The organism is uncultured Flavobacterium sp. (genome assembly GCF_963975005.1).
Classification (GTDB): Bacteria; Bacteroidota; Bacteroidia; order Flavobacteriales; family Flavobacteriaceae; genus Flavobacterium.
The window spans coordinates 1-26,291 of the sequence record NZ_CAXBFR010000007.1 but is presented as its reverse complement, the minus strand read 5'-3'; the positions used below and the strand labels follow the sequence as shown (position 1 = coordinate 26,291).

Genomic DNA, 26,291 nt, shown 5'->3' with positions numbered 1-26,291 from the left:
TTAGCATTTCAAATTACAGAAAGTGCAGAAACAATTCCAAGACCAACTTCAAAAACAATTTCCTTATCTAAAAGATAAAAAGCTTCTTTTAGCTATTAGTGGTGGAATTGACAGTATGGTTTTATTGTATTTATTTCATGAGTTAAAATTTGATATTACTGTTGCTCATTGTAATTTTAGCTTACGCGATGTTGAAAGTGATGCTGATGAAGAATTTGTGAAGTCAATTTGTGAATCATTAAAAATCGCATATTATATTCAGAAATTTGATACTAATGGATTTGCTTATGATTATAAACTTTCCATTCAATTAGCAGCTCGAAAATTACGTTATGATTGGTTTTCTGAACTTTTATCGGATAAAAAATTAGATTTTGTTTTAACAGCTCATCATTTGGATGACGAAATTGAAACGTTTTTAATCAACTTAACTCGCGGAACAGGTTTAGAAGGTTTGACTGGAATTCCAGCTAAGAATGAGAAAACAATTCGTCCTTTATTAAAATTTTCAAGAGAACAAATTGATACTTTTGCCAAAGAAAATAATATAAAATGGAGAGAAGATTCAAGTAATGCATCCAATAAATATTTGCGAAATAAATTGCGACATGATGTAGTTCCGATTTTGAAAGAACTGAATCCAAGTTTTATGAATTCCTTTCAAAATACTTTGCATAATTTAAAACAAAGTCAGTCTTTAGTTGATGATGCTTCTCTAATTGTTTATAGAAAAGTGGTTCAGGAAGAAGAACATCAAAAGAAAATTAATATTTCTGAATTAATTCAACTAGGAAATTATGAAGCTTATCTTTTTCAATGGTTAAAACCTTTAGGATTTTCGGCTTGGGAAGATATTTATGATTTGGTTGAAGCTCAATCAGGTAAACAAGTTTTTTCAGAAAATTTCGTACTATTAAAAGATAGAGAATACTTAATTGTTTCCGAAAGAAATTTTGAAAATAAGCATGACATATATAAAATTGAAAAAGATAGTTTAGAAGTTAATTTTTCCTTAAAAATCGCAATAAGTAAGGTAGATAACATTTCTAATTTAACAAATACAACTATATTTGTCGACGAAGAAAAGATATCATTTCCTTTAGTCATTCGAAAATGGCAAGAAGGAGATTTTTTTTATCCTTCGGGAATGAATGGAAAAAAGAAAGTCAGTAAGTATTTTAAAGACGAAAAATTCTCGTTGATAGACAAACAAAATCAATGGTTACTTTGTTCTAATGACGAAATTATTTGGATAATTAATCACAGAACTGATCAACGATTTATTGCAAATAACAAAACAAAAAACATAATAAAACTAGAAACAAAATAATGAAGAAAATTCTTTTAAGTTTAGTATTTTTAATTTCCTTTATTGGAAATTCACAAATATTAGATCCAGTCAAATGGAAATCAAAAGTCGTTCAAAAATCAGACACAGAATTTGAATTGGTAATGGAAGCAGCTATCGATACCGATTGGCATATGTATTCTCAATTCACACCAGATGGGGGAGCACAACCTTTAGTTTTTACTTTTAAAGGAAGTGGTAAAGATTTTAAATTAGTTGGAAAAACAAAAGAAAGTCAATACAAAAAAACATTCAATGATATTTTTGAAGTTGATGAATATTATTTTTCTAAAAAAGCAACATTTACTCAATTAATAAAAGTTACTAATCCCAATCTAAAAGAGATTAAAGTACTTTTAGAAGGACAATCATGTATTGAAGGAAAATGTATTCAGGAAGAAGATAATTTGACTTTCAAATTGCCAGCTATTAAAGTTGTTGAAAAAGTAGAAGAAGTTGTAAAAGAGGAACCAATAGAAGCAGCTGTTCCAGTAGAAGTTGCTTCTAATGATATTGCTTCAACGGATTTAACTACTGCAAACGTTTCTAAAACAAAAGAAACAGCTGAAACAAATGATGCAGCAACTGCAAATGAACCAGAAAATGAAGAGAAAAAAGGACTTTGGACAATTTTCTTTTTAGCTTTTGTAGGTGGTTTTGCCGCTTTGTTAACACCTTGTGTTTTTCCAATGATTCCAATGACTGTAAGCTTTTTTACCAAACAAAGTAAAACCAAAGCTGCAGGTATTAGAAATGCTATTATTTATGGTCTTTCTATTGTTATAATCTATTTATTGTTAGGAGTTTTAGTGAGTTTAGTATTTGGAGCTGATGCCTTAAATGCTTTATCAACCAATGTATGGTTTAATATTATATTCTTTGTGCTTTTATTAGTTTTTGCAGCTTCTTTCTTAGGAGCCTTTGAAATTATGTTACCTAATAAATGGGCAAATAAAGTAGATTCACAAGCAGATAGAGGAGGACTTTTGGGTATCTTTTTTATGGCATTAGCCTTAGCTATTGTTTCATTTTCTTGTACTGGACCAATAGTTGGAACATTATTAGTTCAAGCTGCTGCTGGAGGAAGTCAAATAGGACCAATCGTTGGAATGTTAGGTTTTTCTTTAGCTATAGCTTTGCCTTTTGCTTTGTTTGCAGCTTTTCCCGGATGGATGAATTCCTTACCAAAATCGGGTGGTTGGTTAAATACAGTTAAAGTTTCTTTAGGATTTTTAGAATTAGCATTAGCTTTCAAATTTTTATCTAATGCCGATTTAGTTTTACAAGCTCATTGGTTAGAAAGAGAAGTCTTTTTAGCAATTTGGATTGTAATTTTTGCAGCTTGGGCTTTATACTTATTTGGAAAATTAACATTACCTCATGATAGTCCGCTATCACATATTTCTGTAGGAAGATTGTTTTTAGCTTTATTAGTGTCGTTTTTCACAGTTTATTTAATTCCTGGACTTTGGGGAGCACCTTTAAAATTAATTTCAGGATTTCCACCACCAATGACTTATAGTGAAAGTCCAAATGGAGTAGGTTATAAGTTTGAAGGAAATGTAGGTGAAATTTCAGCTTTACCAGAACACGCACACAAAGGACCACACGGAATTGTTGCTTTTCATGATTACGAACAAGGATTAGCTTACGCAAAAGAAGTTGGAAAGCCAATTTTATTAGACTTTACAGGTTATGCTTGTGTAAATTGTAGAAAAATGGAAGATTTCGTTTGGTCAACACCAGAAATTTTGCCCATGTTGAAAGAAGAGTTTGTCTTGATTTCATTATATGTTGATTCAAAAGCAGAATTACCAAAAGCAGATCAATACGTTTCTCCTGAAACAGGAAAAGAAATTGTTACTGTAGGAAATAAATGGAGTGACTATCAAATTACAAGATATCAAAATAACGCTCAACCTTATTATATTATCTTAGATGATGATGGAAAAGATTTAAGTAAGCCTGTTGGATATTCACCAGATATAGAAGAATATAAGGCTTGGTTAGAGAAAGGTTTAACAGCTTTTAAAAAGTAATAAATATTTATAATTAAAAATCCCAATCATTAGTTTGATTGGGATTTTTTTTATTCTGTTTCTTCTAAAGAAAATATTTCTTCAACTGATTTTTCAAAATATCTTGCTAATTTTAAAGCTAATAGGGTAGAAGGAACATATTTTCCTTTTTCCATTGCGTTTATGGTTTGTCGGCTGACTTCAATTTGTTTGGCCAATTCTTCTTGCGAAATGTTTTTGATGGCTCGTAATACTTTTAAATTATTAGTCATCTTAATTGGTTTTATTTAGTTTGTAGATCATGTAATGAAAACGTATTATGAAGAATAAAAGCAAAGTAAACATGTTATAAAATAATACATTTAAGTATGGCATTCCGTAAATAAATAAGGCAAAAAACAGTATTAAACCATAATTAAGGTATGTTGCCCAAACTAAGCTTTCATATCTAATTTTCGATATCATTTCATCTTCTTCTTTAAGTTTAGAAAAACCAATAAAAATGCCACCAAGAATCATCCCAAAAGTTAATAATTCATCTGAAATACTATTGGTTATTACATCAAAAAAACCAGGAGTTTCACCTAATGTTTCTTGATAAATGGCAAAAACGCTAACAGTTATATAATCATCAGTAGAAACATTAAAAATGGAACTAGAGATTATTAATAATAAACTTGGAACTAATAAAACCCAACCTAGAGTTTTAAAGCTGTTCGGAAAAAGAAAACGTGTTTTCATAAGAAATGATTTTAAATTCATTTCAAATGTAAAGTATATTTTACATATAGACAAATAAATTTTACTTTTTGTAAAATTTACTATACTTTTTATTCCACTCTCTTTTCAATGTAATCTGAATTTAGAAGATATAATGCACCCATGTATTGTAAGTCAAAAGAAACTAAATCACCCATTTTGTATTTGTTTTTTGCATTGCTAATATCAATAACTGTCATATCCGAACTGGAATCAATAATAGTAATCGAATCATCTGTTGGTGATAAATATTGAGGTTGCATATCTAATAAACCAAAATCTAAAATGGCTCGTAATGACGTTTCACTTAAATCGGTATTTTCATCTATTTCATAAGTGTGACCCGCTACATTTTCTCCTAATTCACCTGTTGGATTATTAGGTTTTTCTGTAATCTCAATGATTTCTGCATATAATTTAAAGACATCATTATGCATTCCTTCAATAGTTTCACCAGTGAACAAATCTTTTGCAAAAAACAGAGCTTCACCCACACGAAAATGATTTACAGCCATAGGTCTAGCATTTTTAAGCATTAAAGGAATAGCCACAGAAGTTCCACCAGAAACCCATGGAATTTTTACATTAAATTTAGCTTCAATTAATTGCTTATATAAACTCAATTGAATTAATTTATCTTGAGTTGGCATTACACCGCTTAAACAGTTTAAATTGGTGCCAATTCCTCTAATTTCAATGTTAGGTAAACTAAAAATTTGCTCGTAAAAAGACATTAACTCTTCTCCCAAAACACCTTCACGTAAATCACCCATTTCGATCATAATGATAATTTTATGGGTTTTATTTTGTCGTTTGGCTTCTTCCGATAAAAGTTTAATAGTATAAATTTCAGTATTGAAACTTACATCAGCATATTTTACGATTTTTTCAATATTCAGTTTTGAAGGTGGTTTGATGTAAACCGTTTGAATATTCGGATTTAGTTTTTTGATTTTCCTCAAATTACTAATTCTAGAATCGTGCATTTCCATTACACCTAAATCAATTACTTCATTGAGGTAAATAGTATTTCCACAAAGTAATTTGGTTACAACACCCCATTCTATATTTCTCTCTTTAAAAATCGTATCAAGAAAAGTGAAATTTTCTTTTAATTTTTGCTTGTATAATTTTAAAAATGCCATTAGTCAATTATTTTTCTTGGTATTGATTTTGATATCCGTGATAAAAACTCGTAATTCAATAAATTATTTAATTCTCCAAACGATGAAACTGTAATTGATAAATCACCTTGATTTCCAATTAGAATGACTTCATCTCCTTTTTTGATATGTTCAATTTCAGACACATCTATAGATAACATGTTCATATTTATAGTTCCAATTACTGAGCATCGATGACCAGCAATTAAAACACGACCTTGATTACTCAAAGAGCGACTATAACCATGCGAATATCCTAAAGGAATAGTCGCAATTTTCATATTCTTTTTTGCCATATAACTAGTTCCATAGCCGATAAACTCACCCGATTTTACTCGTTTTACATTCATGATTTCGCTTTTCCATGAAATTACGCGTTGCAATGGATCTTCTTTTTTCTTTTTAGAATTTAAGTAAGTTACCAAAACTTCAGGACTTGGCCACAAACCATATTGTAAAATACCTATTCTAACTAAATCCATTTGCGTTTCTGGAAACATCATGGAAGCTGCTGAACAAGCTGTATGTTTTATTTTTGGTTCTATTCCATGTACTTTGAAAGTCGCTACAGCTTCATTAAATCGTTTAATTTGACTTTCCACTCTATAATAATTAGAAATACTTTCAGCTCCAGCATAATGCGTGCAAACTCCAACAAAATCAAGATGTTTTGATTCTTTTATTAAATATTTTGAAAGCCTAGATAATTCATTTTTAGAAAAACCAGTTCGGTTCATTCCTGTTTCAATTTCAACATGAATTTTAGCTTTTAATTTTAGCTTTTTAGCTGTTTTTGTAGCTGTTGCTAATCGATACCGTTCAAAAACAAAAAACTCAATTTCATGTTCAATTACCCAAGGCAAATCATCATCTGCCACAAACCCCATAATCATAATAGTTACAGCATTTCCTAATGTTTCAAATACAATTTTAGCTTCTTCTACATCAAAAACAGAAAAATGATTGACTCCGCTTTGATGAGCCATTGTGACAAATTCTTTGATTCCATGGCCATAAGCATTTCCTTTAACGACTGAAGAAAAGATTACTTTTTTACCTAACATTTTTTTTAAAAATGCGAGATTATTTTGATAAGCTTTCTGATTTATTTCTATGATAGAATTTCTATGCATGTAAAATTTCTTTTGTAATTTGATGGAATAATTGTATTCCGGTTTGTATTATTTCATCTGGAAAATCATAATCCGGATTGTGTAATGAAGGAGTATTTTCACCAGAACCTAATCCTAACATAGCACCTTTAAAATGTTGGGTAAAAATGCCAAAATCTTCCCCAAAAGTAAATGGTTGTTCTTTTTCTAAAATTTCTAAATTTAGATTTGAAGCAGCATTTCTGATATAATTAACAGCGTCAACATTATTTTCATTGGCTTGAAAACTCTGCGTCCAATTTATTTCTGTCTTTAGATTGAATTTTGACGTAATTTCTTTTACATTTTGTGCCAAATTCGACTCAATACTTTTCATTTTTACATTGCTATTGCTTCTAACCGTAAAATGAATTTCCCCATAACCAGCCGAAACACCATAAGCTTTTTCACCCATGTTGATGTGAATAGGAGTGATAAGACAATACTTTTGAGAAGCTACATCATTATTTATTTTTGAATTGAAAACCTGAATAATTTCTGCTATAGCCAAAGCTGGATTGATTCCGTTTTCGGGTTCACCTGCGTGAGAAGTTTTTCCAGTTAATTGAATAATCATACTGTTAACGGCAGAAGTAAATGTGTTTTCTTTGGCGATTATTTGGTGTTTTTTATAACCAGGAAGATTGTGTAATGCAAATGCAAAATCAGGTTTTATAGCTTCAAATTTTGAATCGTTTAAAACTCTTTTGGCTCCATTTCCATCTTCTTCAGCAGGTTGAAATAAAAGCATTACTGTTCCTTTCTTTAAAGGATTTTTATGCAATCTTTTAGCCAATCCACACAAAATAGCTATATGACCGTCATGACCACATTTGTGCGAGACACCTTCATAAATCGATTTATAATCAAACGAATTGGTTTCTTGAATAGGTAAAGCATCTAATTCACATCGAAATAGAATTGATTTTCCTTCATCCCGAGCTTTATAAATGGCTAAAACACCATTACCACCAAGATTAGTAATTATTTCATCTGGTGGATATTTTGAAAGAAAATGCAGTATACGATTAGCGGTTTCTTTTTCATTTCCAGATTCTTCAGGATGTTGATGTAATTCTTGTCTTAATTGAATAAGTTCTTCCAAAATGTATTATTTCGTTAAACGCATTTCCAAATATTTATTGGTAAATCCTAATTTTTCATATAAACCTTTAGCAGGATTATCTGGCTCAACATGTAAGGCAATATTTCCTTCTGCTGTATCAATAGCTTTTTGCATTAGTTTTTTACCAAAACCTTTTCCGCGTTGGCTATTATCAACAGCTATATAAACTAAGATATTTTCTGGTATAAAATCTTTCATTCCAGTATTATTTAGAATAACAACACCGACAATTTTGTCATTGTCTATACCTACGATAATATTTCCTCCTTTAGAAGGATTCATGGCATAATCGATGCATTTTAAAATATCTTCTATTTTGTCACCATATTGTTCTAAGTGAGTGTATAAGAATTCAGCGATGATTTGATGTGTATAAGTTAAATTTTCTCCAGTTTCTGGATTAATGATTTTAAAGTCCATTGTTGTTTTTTTTATAATGATAATTTGATAGTAAAATAAACGTTATTAAAGATACGCTAATTCCGAATATATTTGCGTCTAAATGTTCTGGTAATGAATAATTTAATGGTAATTTGTTATTTGATAAAATTAAACCAATAGTGGTTGAGCCTCCTAAAAGCATGCTCCAAAAAGCGGCAATTGGATTACTTTTAGGCCAAAATAAAGCACCAATAACAGGTACAAATAATCCAGAAACCATGAAAGCATAGGAGTAGAGCATTAACTCTAATACGTTTTGCATTTGTGAAGCTAAAAGAATAGCAAAAACACCCACTGAAAGCGTAACTATTTGTGATAATTGTAGCATTTTCTTTTCTGTGATTTCTTTTTTAGAGAATTTCGAAATTATGTCTGTAACTATATTTCCAGAAGCAGCCATTAAGCAGCTATCTGCTGTAGAAAGTATGGCAGAAAAGTAAGCAGATAACATCAAACCCATTAAACCAACGGGTAAAATAGTACTCAAAAGAATTGGCAATCCCATTTCGCTATCCATGGAAGCAGCATCAGTAATCCCGTTAAACATTCCTTGATTAGCGGCTACTTTTGCTAACATTCCTAAAATCACACCCATAAAAGCCATTATAGGCCATTCGAATAATCCTGCTATGAACCAAGCTTTTTTCGCTTCTTTTTCATCTTTACAAGCATAAATTCTTTGGTACAAGGTCATTCCAATAAACCAAATAGGAATAATAGTAACAGACCAATTTAAAATTTGATGCCAAGAAACATTGGTTAAGGATAAATATTCAGGTGCAAGTGATGCTTTAATTACATCATACCCTCCCACAGCATTATAGGCAATAGGAATTCCAATAAAAACTAAACCAGCAATTAATATAATCCATTGAATGGTATCCGTATAAATTACAGCTTTTAAACCACCTACAGCCGTATAAATTACAGCTATTGCTCCCATAACGACTAAGGCCCATTGTAAATCTAATCCATCAATAGTAGCAGAAGCTAATTTGGCTCCAGCTAAAACTTGTGAACTGGTAAAACCAATATAACCTATGGCAGAAATGATTCCAGCCAATAATGCCACCTTACCATTGTAAAAATGATTAAATATTTGTGGGAAAGTGAAGAATTTATATTGATGACCTAATTTACTCACTTTTGGAATTAAGAAAACAGCACTTAACCAAGCTCCGATTAAACCTGTAAATAACATCCATGAGCCTGAAATACCCATAGTGAAACCCAAGCCACCAAGTCCAATTGAAAATCCACCACCAACATCAGTTGCTACAACGGATAAACCGATGTGCCAACTACTCATGTTTCTTCCACTTACGTAAAAATCTTCGGAGGATGTGTTTTTTCTGTAAAAATAAAAGCCTACACCTAGCATTGCTATCATGTAAACCACAAAGATTAAATAATCTATTGTGTGCATTCTTTAGTAATTTAGATTTATTGTCTACGATGGAATTTTTCCAAAAGACAAGATGCAAAATTTTGCAAAAGATGAAAATAAGATAGATTTAAGATTTAAATCACAGATGGTCACATTGACCGTCTTATTTTCATAAATAATTATGCAAAGGTAAGAAAATTTAACTAAATGCTTTTTTTTACCTTAAAAAGTGGAATTAATGTTAGGATAATTAAATTTATTTTTTAGATATTTGTATCAGTATAAGCCATTTAAATAAAATTATAAGCCATGTTAGTAAAAGTCTTTGGAAGCGCTGTCTTTGGCGTTGAAGCCACAACCATTACCGTAGAGGTAAACATTGATAAAGGAATTGGATATCATTTAGTAGGATTGCCAGATTCCGCGATAAAAGAAAGCAGTTACCGAATTGCTGCTGCACTCAAGAATAATAATTACGAACTTCCCGGAAAAAAGATTACGATAAATATGGCTCCAGCCGATTTGCGTAAAGAAGGTTCTGCTTATGATTTAACCTTAGCAGTCGGAATTCTTGTTGCTTCTTACCAAATAAAAGCTGAAAGTTTATCGGAATATGTCATTATGGGAGAATTGTCTCTTGATGGTGGTTTGCAGCCTATAAAAGGAGCATTATCTATTGCTATTAAAGCTAAAGAAGAAGGATTTAAAGGTTTGTTTTTACCGATTCAGAATGTTAAAGAAGCCGCTATAGTCGAAGGACTAGATGTCTACGGAATTGAAAATGTAATGCAAATCATTGATTTCTTTGAAGGACGAGGAACAATTGAACCTACTGTAATTGACACCAAAGAAGAATTTTCAAAAACGTTAGAGTTTCCTGAATTTGATTTTAGTGATGTGAAAGGGCAGGAGAGTATTAAGCGTTGTATGGAAATTGCAGCTGCTGGTGGACATAATATAATTTTAATTGGGCCACCAGGTTCAGGAAAAACTATGTTAGCCAAACGATTGCCAAGTATTTTGCCGCCAATGACTATGAAAGAAGCTTTGGAAACCACAAAAATTCATTCTGTAGCTGGGAAAACAAAAGAAGTTGGATTGATGGCTCAAAGACCGTTTAGAAGTCCACATCACACGGCTAGTTCTGTTTCCTTAGTTGGTGGTGGAAGTTATCCACAACCAGGAGAGATTTCATTAGCGCACAATGGAGTTTTATTTTTAGATGAATTACCCGAATTTAAAAGAGAAGTTCTTGAAGTTATGCGACAACCTTTAGAAGATAGGGAAGTTACAATTTCTAGAGCCAAATTTACGATTACTTATCCTTCCTCTTTTATGTTGGTTGCAAGTATGAATCCAAGTCCAGGTGGTTATTTTAATGATCCTGATGCACCAGTTACTTCATCTCCAATGGAAATGCAACGTTATTTAAGCAAGATTTCTGGACCGTTATTAGACAGAATAGATATTCATATTGAAGTCACACCAGTACCTTTTGAAAAATTAACAGAAACTAGAAAAGCTGAATCTAGTGTTGAAATTCGAAAAAGAGTTACAAAAGCAAGAGAAATTCAATCTTTGCGTTATGAAAATTTTGAAAATTTACATTATAATGCACAAATGAGTAGTAAACAAGTTAGACAGTATTGTGAATTGAGTGAAGCTTCGTTGCAAATGCTAAAAACAGCAATGGAACGCTTAAATTTATCGGCAAGAGCTTATGATAGAATTTTAAAAGTTGCTAGAACTATTGCTGATTTAGAAGCTTCAGAAAGTGTGAATTCAAATCATATTGGGGAAGCTATTCAATATAGAAGTTTGGATAGAGATGGATGGCTAGGATAAAAAAAAAGCCTCTAGTTAAACTAGAGGCAAATATAAATTATTCAAAATAACCATCTTGTTTCGAGTCAAGATGAATCCATTTTTTGTTGCTGTTTAATTTAAAGGAACCAATATGTTCTTTATTCCAGTTATCAGGATGGATTAAAGAAAGAAAATTTGATCCATCCTCAGCTAAATATAAATGATAAATTTCTCCAATTATAGGTTCAAATGAATATTTTGCATTGTATAAAATATCATTCCATTCGAATTCTTGCATTAATTTTTCATATTGAACTTTAAGTTCGTTGAACTTACTTTCAAATTCTTTATTTACGTTTCTAACCCCTTTATTTTTCCAATCAACAATATTATCAATTTTTATGGCTGGTGCACCAACACTAGTAGGATAAGCTAATGTATTTGCATTGTATCCATTTTCTTCAGAAAAAACTACATTATCAGGAATTTTACTTTTCATTTTTATCTTTTAGAAATTTTATTGTTTGTTATAGCTCTTTGCAGTTTGCATTTAAATCGGTCAATGCCTTCTGCTCGTTTTGCTAAATGTTTGGTTTTGCAATTTTCAACTCTTTTTCTCCACAATTTATAACTGCTAAATTTGAGCTCTCTTTTCATTAAAATTTTTACATTAGCTTCATTTAAACCAAATTGAAATTTTATAGCTTCGAAAGGGGTTCTGTCTTCCCAAGCCATTTCTATAATTCTGTCAATTTCAATTTCTGTAAAGTCTTTTTTAGAAGAAATAATCATTTGTTTAATTTTTAATTAAAAAAGTTAAACAAAATTACAAAAAATATTTAAAATAGAAAAATACATTTGAAATTAAATGTGTTTTTTCCAATATCGCTTTCCGTAACTACAAAAAATTTCACTTTTTGATTTGATATTTTTTGTTGATATAATGCATACATTATCATCATCATCTAATGTGATTTTTGCATTGTTTTTGAATTCTGAATTTTCAAAAGCTTCAGCATCATTAGCATATTTGGCAAAACAATCTATATGCATGGAATCCATAATTGTTCCGTCAATCATGTTAATGAAGTATTTATCATTGCCATTTTGAACCCGATTTTTAGCTTCAATTTCGGTTAAGATTTCTCCTTTAAAAATTGAAATTACTTCGTATTTGTAAATTTCAATTGCAGTAAATAATCCTTTTCCAGCATTAATTATTTGAGAATTTTCAACATATAAATAGTCTGATTCTGGAGCATCTATTTTTAGGGATAAATTATTCAGTATATTTAATTTATTAGTTAATAAAAAAAGAGTTACAAAAAAGCAACTCTTTTAATTTATGATGTTTTGTTTATGTTATAAAATCTCTTTAAAAGTGTCGTGTAATTTTATATCCCCTGAATTATAACCTTTCATAAACCATTTCATTCTTTGCTCAGACGAACCGTGAGTAAAAGATTCTTGGTTAACATAACCTTGCATTTTACTTTGAATGGCATCATCACCAACAGCATTTGCAGCACTTAAAGCTTCTTCAATATCACCAGCTTCTAGTAAATCTTTGTTGTAATGCGCCCATAGTCCAGCATAAAAATCGGCTTGTAATTCTAAAGCTACAGAATATTTATTGGCTTGTGCTTGACTTTTTCCTTGTTGCGCCTGTCTCACTTTTCCTGAAGTACCTAATAAAGTTTGCACGTGATGTCCCATTTCATGAGCAATAACATATGCAATGGCAAAATCACCACCTTTAGCTCCAAAACGGGTGCGAAGTTCTTCAAAGAATGTTAAATCCATGTAAACTTTTCTATCAGCAGGGCAATAGAATGGGCCAGAAGCAGCAGTTGCTCCACCACAAGCAGTTTCTACTGAATCAGAAAATAAAACCATTCCTGGTTCTTCGTAAGCTCCAATATTGTTTTCAGTAAATATTTTAGACCAAGTTTCGTTATTATAAACAAAATTAGCTTTTGCAAATTCACCTAATTCTATTTCAGCAGCAGTTAACTCTCTTGTTTGTGTTTGTTCTGTTTGATTTTGAGAACCTTGAGTTTGTTCTAAAACATTTCCAATGGTTTGTCCGGTTTCGCCACCAAAAATATTTAGTAATAATATAACAATTCCAATTAAACCACCACCAACGACAGCTTTTCCACCTCCAGACATTCCACGTCTATCTTCAAATGAATCACTTGATTGTTTTTTCCATTTCATAATGTTTTGTTTTAAATTTCTTCTTGTCCAATTTCGTCAATTACTGATTTTTCTTCAAAACCAATTGCCTGATAATAAATAGCATAAACCATTGAATAATAATAAGGGAAGGTGAAAATAATACCTATACAAAGGGCAAATATTCCCAAAATCATTCCAATGAAAGCTAATAATAAGGCTACAAAAATTAATATAGGTTGTTTAAAAAACAGTTGTATGCTTTTAGTTATTGCATTTTCAAAATTTTGATTACCATAAATAATTAAGGGTAATGTAAATACGGTTAGTAATGCTAAAACAGATTGTACAATATAACTCAGAATTTCTAAATTAATTAATACTAAACCTGCATTTAAGATACCCGTTGTTAATCCAAGTATTAAATAGCTAAGGAAAATATCTTTAAAAAATTTACTTTTATAGAATTCAAAGAATACATTTATTCCAATTTCTTGATTGTTTTTTGCTAAATGATTTGCATGAATAAATCCAGCCGTAACAGGAGCAAAAAAGCCACTTGTTACAGTTGTTATTATTACAGTTGTTAACAAACCAATTGCAGTCGATTTACTTGTTTGTAATTGAGTCATGGTTGAAGTCAAATCTGAAAAGCCATAAATTACAATAAATAGTGTTCCATAAATAATTGCAAAAATTATACCTAATAATATCATAGCAACACCAGATATTAAAAATGTCTTTTTAAAAGTTGCAATACTTTCGTCAATTAGGCTACCAGTATCTAAAGTATATCCGTTTTGGATTTTTGAATCAATTTTATTTTTCATTTTTTATATAATTAAAATCCAATTCTAAATCCTAAATAAACATCAGCTTGCTTTGTGTCGTCAATCATAGCCGTTAAAATTGAGCCAGAACCCATAAAAAAGCCACCTAATCTAAAACCAAATCCACCTGTGAATCCAGAAATTTCATTGTCGGAAAGGGGTACAAATATTTCATAATTTTCTCCTGAAAAACGTGGTGTTAATGTGATACTATTTTGTGTTGTAGAAAAATCATTGTCACTGTCATCAACTAATTTTTGTTGTGTAAAGGCACTTACATAAAAACGTTCTGCTAATTTTAAATCAGCATAGGCAGTAAACAATGTAGGCAATTTAATAGTGAAATCTTTTTGATCATTAGTCTTAGTTAAATAACCACTGCTTAATAATATCTGTTCTATATCTTTAATATTGTCAACATTTTCAAATTGATTTAAATCTAAAAATTGCGTATTTGAAATGTTTAAATTATAGTTGCTAGATTCATTATTATCTGATTTAAAAGTCATTGAACCAATGTTTTTGATAGATAAACCAGAGTTGAATTTGTAATCTTTAGGATTGTCAGCAGCTTTAATTCTAAAATTTACACCTAAACCTACTGCATACCCATTAATTCCTGAGCTAAAGAAATCATTAAAATTGTTTGCATCTGTAAAACCATCTGCAATTGGACCTGAATAAGCGATATTTAAGTTGGCTTGTGTATCTGTTAAGCTAAGATTTCCAGCAGTATTTACAATTGTTCCATTAAACTTATCAGCAGCAAAATTTGTATAAGAACTCGGAAAAAGTAAACGTATATTCGTACCTACACTAACTTTATATTTGTCTGTGTCATAAATATCACGTGCTAACGATAGACCAATTTCACCCCATGTTGCAGCATTAATTTTTTGATTGTAGTTACTGCTAACTGATGTTGCTCCAAAAATAGAGTTTAAGCCTGAATTGGTTAATGCATTTCCTAAATTTACATCAACATCAATTATATTGGCTTTGGCTACGGCACTTGTTGAGATTCCGAAAGCCCATTTATTATATTTCATTGCAAAAGAAGGACCATTAACGAGGAGATCTAAACGCATATTAGCTGCTTCATTTCCGTCAAAAATTAAGTCTTCTATATCTTTATCAGAATTTACAATATCACCAAAGCTGACTTTATTGTTTGATACATTTAAACTAGTATTAAAAACATTTACTTCATATGTATTTGATAAATTTGTCAGTTCAGCTGGATTAAAAGAAGCATTTAGTATTCCAACTCTTCTTGAAATATTAATTCCCGAAAAATGTTCTTGAGCGAAACTCAAATTTAATATGAATAGCGATAAAAACAAAAGTGCTTTTTTTATTTGCATAAGATTTTAGATTTTAGTCTTAAAACAAATGTAAAAAAAAATGTTAATATTTAAGAGAGATAATCAAATATAAAACTATAAAGTAACATTAATACGACGAAATACAATTAAATAGCCTTCCAAACGACATCATTTGGAACAGGAGCTTCAAAAGTTAAAGTTTCTTTTGTTACTGGATGAGTCAAAACTAATTTTCTAGCATGAAGATGAATTCCACCATCAGGATTACTTCTGTCAAAGCCATATTTTAAATCACCTTTTATGGGACAACCAATGGCTGTTAACTGTGCTCTTATTTGATGATGTCTTCCAGTATGAAGATTAATTTCTAATGCAAAATAATTATCTAATTTTTTAATTATTGAATAATCTAAACTAGCTTTTTTACTTTCTGGAACTTCTTTTGAATGCGCTTTTGAAGTATTATTTTTAGGATTTCGTTTTAGAAAATGAATCAAAGTATCTTTTTCTTTTGGTGGAAAGTTTTTTACAACAGCCCAATAAGTTTTTTGTGTTTCTCTGTTTTTAAATGATTCATTTAAACGAGTTAATGCTTTGGAAGTTTTAGCAAATACAATAATTCCTGTTGTTGGTCTATCTAAACGATGTACAACGCCTAAATAGACTTCTCCTGGTTTGTTATATTTATCTTTAATGTATTCTTTAACAACTTCAGATAAAGGTTTGTCACCTGTTTTATCACCTTGAACAATATCACCTACGCGTTTATTAATCACAATTATATGATTGTCTTCATGAAGGATTTGAAGGTTATCTTTTGTAGAAATTATTTTTCCAGCCATTTTTTTAAATTCTAAATTTTTTATTCAGAATTAATATTGCTCATTTTCATTCGGAAAATCGACTGCTTTTACATCAGAAACATATTGTCCAATTGCTGCTGTCATATCTTCGAATAAGTTCATGTATCTTCTTAAAAATCTTGGGCTGAATTCATGTGTCATTCCAATCATATCGTGTAATACTAAAACTTGTCCATCAACACCACTTCCTGCACCAATTCCAATTACTGGAATAGAGATACTTTCGGCAACTTTTTGGGCTAATTTAGCAGGGATTTTTTCTAAAACTAAGGCAAAACATCCAACACGTTCAAGCATTTTAGCATCTTCAATTAGTTTATCTGCTTCTTCCTCTTCTTTTGCTCTAACCGTGTAAGTTCCGAATTTATATATGGATTGAGGTGTAAGTCCTAAATGTCCCATAACAGGGATTCCAGCATTTAAGATGCGTTTTATACTTTCTTTGATTTCAGAACCACCTTCTAATTTTACAGCATGGCCACCACTTTCTTTCATGATTCTAATAGCAGAACGCAATGCTTCTTTAGGATCTGATTGATAACTACCAAAAGGTAAATCTACGACAACTAACGATCGTTCAATTGCTCTAACAACTCCTGATGCATGATAAATCATTTGATCTAGTGTAATTGGTAAAGTTGTTTCGTGACCAGCCATTACATTACTTGCAGAATCACCTACAAGAATTACATCAACACCAGCAGAATCAACAATCTTGGCCATTGTGTAATCATAAGCCGTTAGCATAGAGATTTTTTCTCCATTAGCTTTCATTTCAATTAATGATTTTGTGGTAATTCTTTTGTAATCTTTCTTTGCAACTGACATAGTAAATAGTATATAATTTAAGCAAATGTAGTAAATCAAAATTTCTTTTAAATTATAATAAAATATTTTTTTACTATTTCAATTCTAATTGATAAATACAGAGTACATTTATTTGATTTTATAGAAAATAAAAAAATGATACCAATTTTATTAATGGTAGCTATTTTAGGCTACTTATTTGTGATTTTTGAATCTCCGATTCGAATTAATAAAACCATTACAGCGATTTTAACTGGAGCAATGTGTTGGATAGTTATAGCTATATTCAATCCAGGAAATGCTCCAATAATTTCAGAAAAATTAGTCACTTATTTTGGTGAAATTTCAGGCTTACTAATCTTTTTATTGGGTGCAATGACTATTGTAGAGTTAATTGATTTGCATAAAGGATTTACAGTTATTACTCATAGAATTAGAACAAAATCGGTTTTAGAATTACTTTGGATAGTTGGTTTTGTGACTTTTGTATTATCTGCAATGCTAGACAATTTAGCTACAGCCATAATTATGGTTACACTTTTACGAAAATTAATGCCCAAAAGTGAAGTCCGAATGACTTTAGCTGGAATTGTAGTAATAGCTGCAAATGCTGGTGGTGCATTTAGTCCGATTGGGGATGTTACCACAACTTTGTTATGGATTGGTGGTCAAGTAAGTGCTTTTGGAATTGTAAAAGTCTTAATTTTACCTTCAATAATGGTTTTGTTAGTCCCATTAGTTATTGCGAGTTTTAGAATGAAAGGATTTGCAGTTTTAAGAGCTCAAATCTCAATGGCCGAAGCTAAGCAAGAAGAAAAAATGAAAGGGAGTTTTAGTGTCTTTGTAGCTGGTGTTATTGGCTTGTTATTAGTCCCTGTAATAAAGTCAGTTACTGGTTTGCCACCTTTTATTGGTGTTTTAGTTTCACTAAGTATGGTTTCATTGGTTTCAATTGTTTATCATAGAAAAAAACCACAAGAAGAAAAAGATAAATATTCTGTAGCAACAGCACTTTCCAAAGTAGATGTTAGTTCGATTTTATATTTTATGGGAATTTTATTAATGGTGTTTGCCTTACAAGAAGTACATATTTTAACACATTTAGCTACATTTTTAGAAACTCATTTGCCAAACAATAATATTATGATTATTACTATTGGAATTTTATCTTCATTAGTTGATAATGGTAGTTTAGTAGCAGCTACACAAGGAATGTTCTCGTTAACCGAATTTCCTATCGATAATAGTTTATGGGAATTTATTGCCCTATGCGCTGGAACTGGGGGAAGTATGTTAATAATTGGTTCAGCATCTGGAATTGCTATTATGGAAAAGGAGAAAATGACTTTTTTGTGGTATTTAAAAAAAATTACACCGCTTGCAATTGCTGGATATATAGCTGGAATTGTAACATATTTAGTGATTAATTTACTAATGCATTAAAACATTTTAAGATGAAAAAAATTATTACAATAATGGTTGTGTTTAGTTCAAGTCTGATTTTTTCCCAAGAAAAAGAAGTCCAAAAAACAATAGATGATTTTTTTGTGGGACTAAATTCAAAAGACACAATAGCCATCAGAAAAGAATGTTATAAGGATGTTATAGTCCAAACTATTCTCAAAACAAAACAAGGAAATCAACTTAAAACTGATGATTTTAAGGCCTTTTTGGTTTCTATCTCAGCAATTCCTAATGAAGTTAAAATTGAAGAAAAAATACTGAATTATAAAATTGAAATTGATGGTAATTTAGCTCACGTTTGGACACCTTATGAATTCTATGTAAATGGAAATATAAGTCATAAAGGAGTTAATTCGTTTACTTTGTTTAAGGAAAATACAGAATGGCAAATTATTTACATTATAGATACACGAAGACGAAATTAATTTTTATAAGTCTTGTATTCAATCAAATAGGCTATAATTGTACCAATTGAATAACAAAGTAAATCTGTCCAAAGGAAACCTTGACCTAATATATAATGTCCCAAATTAGTTGATCGGATTTTATATAACCAATTCCATTCAATTAATTGAGAAATTTCAATAGTAAAGCAGAATAGTATACTAAAAAGTAGCACTAGAATTCTATTTTTTGTTGGAAATAAAAAGCAAAAACCAAAATAGATTAAAACGGAATACAGTATATCACCAATAAATAATGGAATAAAATCAATTTTCCTTGAAAGTATTCCAATAAGTAAAATACTAATTGAAATTAGTGCATATCTTAATCTTTGTTTCAAAATATTACCCCTAGCAATCAGCTAGATTTACAGCAACAGCTAAACCACCTTCGCTTGTTTCTTTATATTTGGTATTCATGTCTTTTGCTGTTTCCCACATAGTATTAACAACTTTGTCTAAAGGTACTTTTACGTTTTTTGCATCAGTTTCTAAAGCTAGTTCAGCTGCATTAATGGCTTTTATTGCACCCATAGTATTACGTTCAATACATGGTACTTGTACCAAACCACCAATTGGATCACAAGTTAATCCCAAATGATGTTCCATAGCAATTTCGGCAGCAACTGTTACTTGTTCAGGTGTTCCACCCATTGCTTCACATAATGCAGCAGCAGCCATAGCACTAGAAACACCAATTTCAGCCTGACAACCACCCATTGCAGCACTAATAGTAGCTCCTTTTTTAAAGATACTGCCTATTTCACCAGCTGTCATTAAAAATTGTTTGATTTCTTCTTCACCCGCTTCATGGTTTTCAATGACCAAATAATACATCAAAACAGCAGGAATTACTCCAGCACTTCCATTAGTTGGAGCCGTTACAACTCTTCCTAAGGCAGCATTAACTTCATTAACAGATAAAGCAAAACAGCTTACCCATTTTAATATTTGTCTAAATTTAACTTCAGTTTGTCTTATAACTTGCATCCAAGAATGAGGATCAGTATAAGGTAAAACGCCAATTAAATTTTTATGCATGTCATAAGCACGTCTTCTTACATTTAATCCACCAGGTAAAGTTCCTTCAGAATGACATCCAATATACATACATTCAAGCATTGTATCCCAAATACGCATTAGTTCATTATGAATATCTTCTTCAGAACGCATGGACTTTTCATTTTCATAAACAATTTCCCAAACTTTTTTATTTTCTTGATTACAGAATTTCAATAAGTCTGTAGCATTGTCAGTTCTAAATGGGAAAGCACATTTTATCTCTTCATTTTTAGTAGAATTTATTCGTTCTTCAACAACTACAAATCCACCACCAATAGAGTAGTAGGTAGTTTGATATTCTTCGTTAGAAGTATAAGCCGTAAATTTCATTCCATTAGCATGAAAAGGTAAAAACTCACGATTGAAAACAATATCTTTTTCAAAATCAAAAGAGATAATAATTTCGTTTCCTAGAAAAATTTCCTTCTTATTCTTTATGGCTGTAATAATAACATCAAGACTTTCGACCGGAATGTATTCTGGATCTCCACCACTTAAGCCCAGCATTAAAGCTAGATCAGTAGCGTGACCTTTTCCAGTTAAAGAAAGAGAACCATATAAATCTACTTTGACGCGATTGATATCATCTAGCATATTTTTTTCTCTTAATTCCCCTAAAAAGCGTTCGGCTGCTCGCCAAGGGCCAAGTGTATGCGAACTTGAAGGGCCAACACCAATTTTTAACATATCAAAAACTGAAATACATTCCATAGCTAAATCGTTATAGTTGCAAAGATAGAAGAAAGTTTAAGAGTTTATGGGTTTAAGAGTTTAAAAGTTTAAGAGGTTAAGTTGTTAGGAGTTAATGCATTTAATTCATGAATTATAGAATTATAAATGTCATCTTGTCATATGACTTATTCAAAAACTGACAAATTATTGAGAAATAAAGTGTTGGCATAATCCTTGACTTATACTATTTGAGTTTAAAATTATAAATAAATTAGAAATTAAATAAGATGAGTAAAATTATTGGAATCGACTTAGGAACAACTAACTCTTGCGTATCTGTAATGGAAGGTAACGAACCAGTAGTAATTCCTAATGCAGAAGGAAAAAGAACAACACCATCAATCATTGCGTTTATTGAAGGTGGAGAAATTAAAGTTGGAGATCCTGCAAAAAGACAAGCAGTAACTAATCCAACTAAAACTATTGCATCTATTAAACGTTTTATGGGAAATAAATTTTCTGAAAGCGCTAAAGAAGCAAAGAATGTGGCTTACAAAGTAGTAAAAGGAGATAACGACACACCAAGAGTTGATATTGACGGAAGACTTTATACACCACAAGAATTGTCAGCAATGACACTTCAAAAAATGAAAAAAACAGCTGAAGACTATTTAGGTCAAACAGTTACAGAAGCAGTTATTACTGTTCCTGCTTATTTTAACGATGCACAACGTCAAGCTACAAAAGAAGCTGGTGAAATTGCAGGTCTTAAAGTAATGCGTATTATCAACGAACCAACTGCTGCAGCGTTAGCTTATGGTTTAGATAAAAAAGGTACAGATCAAAAAATTGCAGTTTACGATTTAGGTGGAGGTACATTTGATATTTCTATCCTTGAATTAGGTGATGGTGTATTTGAAGTACTATCTACAAATGGAGATACACACTTAGGTGGAGATGATTTTGACCAAGTTATTATTGACTGGTTGGCTGAAGAATTCAAAGCTGAAGAAGGTATTGATTTACGTGATGACCCAATGTCATTACAAAGAATTAAAGAAGCTGCAGAAAAAGCTAAGATTGAATTATCATCTGGTGCTGAAACTGAAATCAACTTACCATATGTAACAGCTACTGCTACAGGACCAAAACATTTAGTTAAAAAATTAACTAGAGCTAAATTTGAACAATTATCTGATACATTAGTAAAACGTTCTATGGAACCAGTTGCTAAAGCATTAAAAGATGCAGGTTTATCTACATCTGATATTGATCAAGTAATTTTAGTTGGAGGTTCTACTCGTATGCCAAGAATCGCTGATGAAGTTGAAAAATTCTTCGGTAAAAAAGCATCTAAAGGAGTTAATCCTGATGAAGTAGTTGCAATTGGAGCTGCTATTCAAGGTGGAGTTTTATCTGGAGATGTTAAAGATGTATTGTTATTAGACGTTACACCTTTATCTTTAGGTATTGAAACTATGGGTGGAGTTATGACAACATTAATTGAGTCTAATACTACAATCCCAACTAAGAAATCACAAATATTCTCTACAGCTGCAGATTCTCAACCAACTGTAGAATTACACGTTTTACAAGGTGCAAGAACAATGGCTGTTGATAACAAAACTATTGGACGTTTTAACTTAGATGGTATTCCACCAGCACCAAGAGGAGTTCCTCAAATTGAAGTAACTTTTGATATTGATGCTAATGGTATCATCAAAGTTTCTGCAACTGACAAAGGAACAGGTAAATCTCATGATATTCGTATTGAAGCTTCTTCTGGTTTAACTGCTGAAGAAATCGAAAGAATGAAAAAAGATGCTGAAGCTAATGCTGATGCTGATAAACAAGCAAAAGAAAGAGTTGAAAAATTAAATCAAGCGGATAGCATGATTTTCCAAACTGAAACTCAATTAAAAGAATTAGGTGAGAAATTATCTGATGACCATAAAACTGCAATTGAATTTGCTTTAACTGAATTAAGAATGGCTCACGAATCACAAGATTTAGCCGCAATTGATAAAGGTTTAGACAATATTAACGCAGCTTGGAAAACCGCAACTGAAGCAATGTACGCTCAAGGTGAAGCTCAAGAAGCTCAACCACAGGCAGATGCTTCTGGAGATCAAACTCAAGATGTTGAATTCGAAGAAGTAAAAGAAGATAAATAATTTAAATATTATTAATTCAAAATTAAACCGAGTAAGCAATTACTCGGTTTTTTTTTGGAATATATTGAAAATTGTAAAAACATGTGGAAAAGTAATGGCTGCTATAAATGAAAACAAAATAGTTTCTAGCATGGAATTGTTTTTCATAAAATAGAAGTAAAGTATAAAACTTATTATTGATATCAACCAAATTAAAAAACCCGATTTTAGATATTTAATAAATGTTGAAGAATTAAATTCTCCATAAATAAACTCACTCTGACTCTTTATACTAGGAATACTATGCCATAATATAAAGTATAATGAAAACCCCCAAATGAGAGGAGAAAATTTAAATATTAATGATAAAACTATCAACAAGAAAGCTTCAAAAAAGATTGAAAAATCTTGTGACAAATAATTTTTAGATAAAAAGTAAAAAGAGTATAGGCAAAGGATATAATAAGTAAATAATTAAATAAAACACTTACGACTTCGAAATTTGTAATGTTTAAAATAATTTTTGATACTTCTTCTTTGTGAAAAAAAAGTAATAGAGATAAAATTAATAATCCATAGAAAAACCTAAATGCTAATAAAGTCCATTTTAGTGAATTATAAACTTTAAAATTTAAATGTTGCTCTCCAAAATGATAAGCACTTAAGAATATGAAAATTATAAATCCTATAGATGGGTAAAAATAAAAACAAATACTAAAAAAAAGTATACTTATTATGTACGAAATTAAAAAACCAAATTTCTTTTTAGAAAAGCCTTTTTTATTAATGTTGTTATTTTTTTGAATGAGTTCTAAATCATTTGTACCATGTATTATCCCAAAGGAAAGTATTAAAAAGTAAGCTAAAATCACCAAATTATCTTCTGAAATGAAATGTGAAATCCACATTCCAAAAAAGCTTAAGACTAGTAAAACCTTATTAAATACTGACATTTATCTAAATTTTGTTTAAATATAGTGAAAAATAATTAAACAAAATGTTTTTTATTTGTTTAATGTTTCGTAGCTTTGCTTTAACAAATTAACATTTTTAACTTAAAATTAATAAATTATGTCAAACTTTATTATGATTTCGGGTTTAGTTTCTAAACTTAATCCAACAGATTATGTTGGATTTACATTTTTTGTCGGATGTATGGCTATGATGGCAGCATCTGCTTTTTTCTTTTTATCATTAAATCAATTTGATAAAAAATGGCGTACCTCTGTTTTAGTTTCTGGATTAATTACATTTATTGCTGCAGTTCACTATTTTTACATGAGAGATTATTGGGCTTCATTTGGAGAATCACCAACATTCTTTAGATATGTGGATTGGGTATTAACTGTGCCATTAATGTGTTTAGAGTTCTATCTAATATTAAAAGTAGCTGGAGCAAAAAAATCTTTATTATGGAAAATGATTGTATATTCTATAGTAATGCTAGTAACAGGTTATTTTGGTGAGGTAGTTGATCCTTCTAATGCTTGGATTTGGGGACTAGTTTCTGGAATTGCTTATTTTGCAATTGTTTATGAAATTTGGTTAGGAGAAGCTTCAAAATTAGCTGCAGCAGCTGGTGGAGAAATTCAAAAAGCACACAAAATTTTATGTTGGTTTGTACTTGTTGGATGGGCGATTTACCCTTTGGGTTACATGATGGGAACAACAGGATGGTATAACGGACTAATTCCAGCTGGAAATATTGATGTAGCGTACAATATTGCAGATGCAATCAACAAAATCGGATTTGGTTTAGTGATTTATACCTTAGCAGTTAAATCTCAAAAAGACTAATACAAAAAAATAAATTGATTTAAATCCGAATTAGAAATAATTCGGATTTTTTTATATGCATGCATAGTATGTCTGATAACTTTTAGTATATTTGATATTCATTAAATAAGTACAAAATGCAAAAATCAACTCTTACTTCGTTATTAAATATAAAGCATCCTATAATAATTGCTCCTATGTTTTTAGTTTCCAATACAAAAATGGTAATTGAAGGCATGAAAAGTGGAGTAGCAGGTTGTATCCCAGCCTTAAATTATAGAACATTAGAAGAATTAAGAGCTTCCATTCAAGAATTAAAAGCGGCTAAAGTTGAAGGAGGAAGTTTTGGATATAACTTAATCGTAAACAAATCAAATCCTAAATACAAAGATCAATTACAAGTTATTTGTGAAGAAGGTGTTGATTTTATTATCACTTCATTAGGTAGTCCAGAAGAAACTATTAACCAAGCACATAAAGTGGGTATAAAAGTTTTTTGTGACGTGACTGATTTATCTTTTGCTAAAAAAGTAGAGAGTTTAGGTGGTGATGCTATTATTGCAGTAAATAATCAAGCAGGTGGACATAGAGGAAATATTGATCCAGAAACTTTAATTAAAGAATTAAATCAAAATACTTCTTTACCTGTAATTTCTGCTGGTGGCGTAAGTAGTAAAACAGATATTGATAAAATGACAAGTTATGGTGCGGTTGGAGTTTCTGTCGGAAGTCCCTTTATAGCATCAATTGAAGCAGGAGTTTCAGATGAATACAAACAAGCTTGTGTAGATTATGGTTTAAAAGATATCGTAATGACACAACGAATTTCTGGAACACCTTGTACAGTTATAAATACACCTTATGTTCAAAAAATTGGTACTAAAGAAACTTGGTTAGAAAGGGTATTGAATAAAAACAAAAGTCTCAAAAAATGGGTAAAAATGGTTCGTTTTTATATTGGAATGAAAGCTACAGAAAAAGCTGCAACACAAGCAACATATAAAACCGTTTGGGTTGCCGGACCAAGTATTGAAGCTACAAAAGCAATTTTGCCTTTAAAAGATATAGTTTCTAATTTGACACATTAATATGTACGATAAGATTTTTGTTTTTCTAAATAAATTCTTTAAAAAAGCGACTTTATTTAAATCCATGTTTAACTTGTCTCCAATGTACAAAAGGAGTTGTGGTAAAATTACTTTTGTTTCAGATGATTTGTTTTTGGTTAAAGTTAAAATAAAATTAAGTTATAAAAACCGTAATTATGTAGGATCAATGTTTGGAGGAAGTTTGTTTTCTGCAACAGATCCAATTTATATGATTCAATTAATGCATATTTTAGGAAATGATTATGTAGTTTGGGATAAATCTTCAGAAATTAGATTTAAAAAACCAGCTTATGAAAATGCATATGTTGCTTTTGAATTCTCTAAAGAAGAAATTGACACTATTATAAGACAAGTTGCTTTAAATCAGGAATTTAATTATACTAAAAATTTAATAATTACCGATAAAAATG

At 30.5% G+C, this 26,291-nt stretch carries 26 protein-coding genes; 9 read left to right on the top strand and 17 right to left on the bottom strand.

The annotated features are described in order from the left end of the window. Positions 1–22 precede the first annotated feature (22 nt). Together tilS and AACZ53_RS01750 are read left to right on the top strand one after the other, a co-directional pair. The gene (tilS, locus tag AACZ53_RS01755) at positions 23–1,330 is read left to right on the top strand and encodes a tRNA lysidine(34) synthetase TilS (RefSeq protein ID WP_339834065.1); all 1,308 of its coding nucleotides are present in this window, start codon (positions 23–25) and stop codon (positions 1,328–1,330) included. Then, on the top strand, positions 1,330–3,387 hold the full coding sequence (locus tag AACZ53_RS01750) for a cytochrome c biogenesis protein CcdA (RefSeq protein WP_339834062.1): 2,058 nt from the start codon (positions 1,330–1,332) through the stop codon (positions 3,385–3,387). The genes tilS and AACZ53_RS01750 overlap by 1 nt, the downstream gene beginning before the upstream one ends. 50 nt (positions 3,388–3,437) lie before the next feature. Here the strand turns inward: AACZ53_RS01750 and AACZ53_RS01745 are convergent, their stop codons facing one another. The 7 genes from AACZ53_RS01745 to AACZ53_RS01715 all read right to left on the bottom strand — a co-directional run bounded on the left by AACZ53_RS01745 (position 3,438) and on the right by AACZ53_RS01715 (position 9,432). After that, positions 3,438–3,638: a helix-turn-helix transcriptional regulator gene (locus AACZ53_RS01745; protein ID WP_339834059.1), complete on the bottom strand. Its 201-nt coding sequence runs from the start codon at positions 3,636–3,638 to the stop codon at positions 3,438–3,440. A 1-nt stretch (position 3,639) separates the two neighbouring features. After that, positions 3,640–4,107: a hypothetical protein gene (locus tag AACZ53_RS01740; RefSeq protein WP_339834056.1), complete on the bottom strand. Its 468-nt coding sequence runs from the start codon at positions 4,105–4,107 to the stop codon at positions 3,640–3,642. A gap of 89 nt (positions 4,108–4,196) precedes the next feature. Continuing rightward, positions 4,197–5,270 (bottom strand): alanine/ornithine racemase family PLP-dependent enzyme, encoded by a 1,074-nt coding sequence (locus AACZ53_RS01735; RefSeq protein ID WP_339834054.1) that lies wholly within the window; start codon positions 5,268–5,270, stop codon positions 4,197–4,199. Beyond that, a complete protein-coding gene (gene alr / locus AACZ53_RS01730; RefSeq protein WP_339834051.1) occupies positions 5,270–6,421 on the bottom strand; it encodes an alanine racemase in 1,152 nt (383 codons plus the stop codon). Before alr ends, AACZ53_RS01735 begins: the two co-directional genes overlap by 1 nt. Next, a complete protein-coding gene (locus AACZ53_RS01725) occupies positions 6,414–7,544 on the bottom strand; it encodes an amidohydrolase (RefSeq protein ID WP_339834049.1) in 1,131 nt (376 codons plus the stop codon). The genes alr and AACZ53_RS01725 overlap by 8 nt, the downstream gene beginning before the upstream one ends. A 6-nt stretch (positions 7,545–7,550) precedes the next feature. Then, positions 7,551–7,985 carry a GNAT family N-acetyltransferase gene (locus AACZ53_RS01720; protein ID WP_339834047.1) on the bottom strand — a complete coding sequence of 145 codons (435 nt, stop codon included), beginning with the start codon at positions 7,983–7,985 and terminating at the stop codon, positions 7,551–7,553. Next, entirely contained in the window at positions 7,975–9,432 is a 1,458-nt protein-coding gene (locus tag AACZ53_RS01715) for a sodium:solute symporter family protein (RefSeq protein ID WP_339834045.1), read from the bottom strand. The genes AACZ53_RS01720 and AACZ53_RS01715 overlap by 11 nt, the downstream gene beginning before the upstream one ends. 270 nt (positions 9,433–9,702) lie before the next feature. Between AACZ53_RS01715 and AACZ53_RS01710 the strand changes: the two genes are divergently transcribed. Then, complete coding sequence (locus AACZ53_RS01710; protein ID WP_339834043.1) at positions 9,703–11,238, top strand: YifB family Mg chelatase-like AAA ATPase; 1,536 nt, start codon at positions 9,703–9,705, stop codon at positions 11,236–11,238. 37 nt (positions 11,239–11,275) lie between these two features. On the opposite strand, the gene AACZ53_RS01705 is transcribed toward AACZ53_RS01710, so the two are convergent. The 8 genes from AACZ53_RS01705 to panB form a co-directional block, all read right to left on the bottom strand. Continuing rightward, positions 11,276–11,698: a DUF2452 domain-containing protein gene (locus AACZ53_RS01705; RefSeq protein ID WP_339834040.1), complete on the bottom strand. Its 423-nt coding sequence runs from the start codon at positions 11,696–11,698 to the stop codon at positions 11,276–11,278. A 2-nt stretch (positions 11,699–11,700) separates the two neighbouring features. Continuing rightward, positions 11,701–11,991, bottom strand: coding sequence for a TIGR03643 family protein (locus tag AACZ53_RS01700; RefSeq protein ID WP_339834038.1), 291 nt, complete (start codon positions 11,989–11,991; stop codon positions 11,701–11,703). Between the two features lie 72 nt (positions 11,992–12,063). Beyond that, positions 12,064–12,417 (bottom strand): SET domain-containing protein-lysine N-methyltransferase, encoded by a 354-nt coding sequence (locus AACZ53_RS01695; RefSeq protein ID WP_339834121.1) that lies wholly within the window; start codon positions 12,415–12,417, stop codon positions 12,064–12,066. Positions 12,418–12,561: 144 nt separating this feature from the next. Further along, positions 12,562–13,419, bottom strand: a complete 858-nt coding sequence (locus AACZ53_RS01690; protein WP_339834035.1) for a neutral zinc metallopeptidase — start codon at positions 13,417–13,419, stop codon at positions 12,562–12,564. An 11-nt stretch (positions 13,420–13,430) separates the two neighbouring features. Beyond that, positions 13,431–14,207: a hypothetical protein gene (locus tag AACZ53_RS01685; protein ID WP_339834032.1), complete on the bottom strand. Its 777-nt coding sequence runs from the start codon at positions 14,205–14,207 to the stop codon at positions 13,431–13,433. An 11-nt stretch (positions 14,208–14,218) separates the two neighbouring features. Further along, entirely contained in the window at positions 14,219–15,571 is a 1,353-nt protein-coding gene (locus AACZ53_RS01680) for a hypothetical protein (RefSeq protein ID WP_339834029.1), read from the bottom strand. 107 nt (positions 15,572–15,678) lie between these two features. Further along, positions 15,679–16,374, bottom strand: a complete 696-nt coding sequence (locus AACZ53_RS01675; RefSeq protein ID WP_339834026.1) for an RluA family pseudouridine synthase — start codon at positions 16,372–16,374, stop codon at positions 15,679–15,681. A 30-nt stretch (positions 16,375–16,404) separates the two neighbouring features. After that, the gene (gene panB / locus AACZ53_RS01670; protein ID WP_026716005.1) at positions 16,405–17,223 is read right to left on the bottom strand and encodes a 3-methyl-2-oxobutanoate hydroxymethyltransferase; all 819 of its coding nucleotides are present in this window, start codon (positions 17,221–17,223) and stop codon (positions 16,405–16,407) included. Positions 17,224–17,358: 135 nt separating this feature from the next. Between panB and nhaD the strand changes: the two genes are divergently transcribed. Further along, positions 17,359–18,645, top strand: a complete 1,287-nt coding sequence (gene nhaD / locus AACZ53_RS01665) for a sodium:proton antiporter NhaD (protein WP_339834016.1) — start codon at positions 17,359–17,361, stop codon at positions 18,643–18,645. Between the two features lie 11 nt (positions 18,646–18,656). Then, the gene (locus AACZ53_RS01660) at positions 18,657–19,091 is read left to right on the top strand and encodes a nuclear transport factor 2 family protein (RefSeq protein WP_339834013.1); all 435 of its coding nucleotides are present in this window, start codon (positions 18,657–18,659) and stop codon (positions 19,089–19,091) included. Here the strand turns inward: AACZ53_RS01660 and AACZ53_RS01655 are convergent. Further along, complete coding sequence (locus AACZ53_RS01655) at positions 19,088–19,450, bottom strand: DUF2809 domain-containing protein (protein WP_339834010.1); 363 nt, start codon at positions 19,448–19,450, stop codon at positions 19,088–19,090. The genes AACZ53_RS01660 and AACZ53_RS01655 overlap by 4 nt on opposite strands. Positions 19,451–19,460: 10 nt before the next feature. Then, the gene (locus tag AACZ53_RS01650; protein WP_339834007.1) at positions 19,461–20,882 is read right to left on the bottom strand and encodes an L-serine ammonia-lyase; all 1,422 of its coding nucleotides are present in this window, start codon (positions 20,880–20,882) and stop codon (positions 19,461–19,463) included. 248 nt (positions 20,883–21,130) lie between these two features. On the opposite strand from AACZ53_RS01650, the gene dnaK reads away from it, so the two are divergent. From dnaK to AACZ53_RS01630, 4 genes are all read left to right on the top strand, one after another. Then, a complete protein-coding gene (gene dnaK / locus AACZ53_RS01645; RefSeq protein ID WP_339834005.1) occupies positions 21,131–23,017 on the top strand; it encodes a molecular chaperone DnaK in 1,887 nt (628 codons plus the stop codon). 1,050 nt (positions 23,018–24,067) lie between these two features. Then, entirely contained in the window at positions 24,068–24,793 is a 726-nt protein-coding gene (locus AACZ53_RS01640; protein WP_339834003.1) for a bacteriorhodopsin-like, read from the top strand. A 116-nt stretch (positions 24,794–24,909) separates the two neighbouring features. Next, the gene (locus tag AACZ53_RS01635) at positions 24,910–25,860 is read left to right on the top strand and encodes a nitronate monooxygenase (protein ID WP_339834000.1); all 951 of its coding nucleotides are present in this window, start codon (positions 24,910–24,912) and stop codon (positions 25,858–25,860) included. 82 nt (positions 25,861–25,942) lie between these two features. Beyond that, a partial coding sequence (locus AACZ53_RS01630) for a DUF4442 domain-containing protein (RefSeq protein WP_339833997.1) occupies positions 25,943–26,291 on the top strand: 349 nt, incomplete at its 3' end.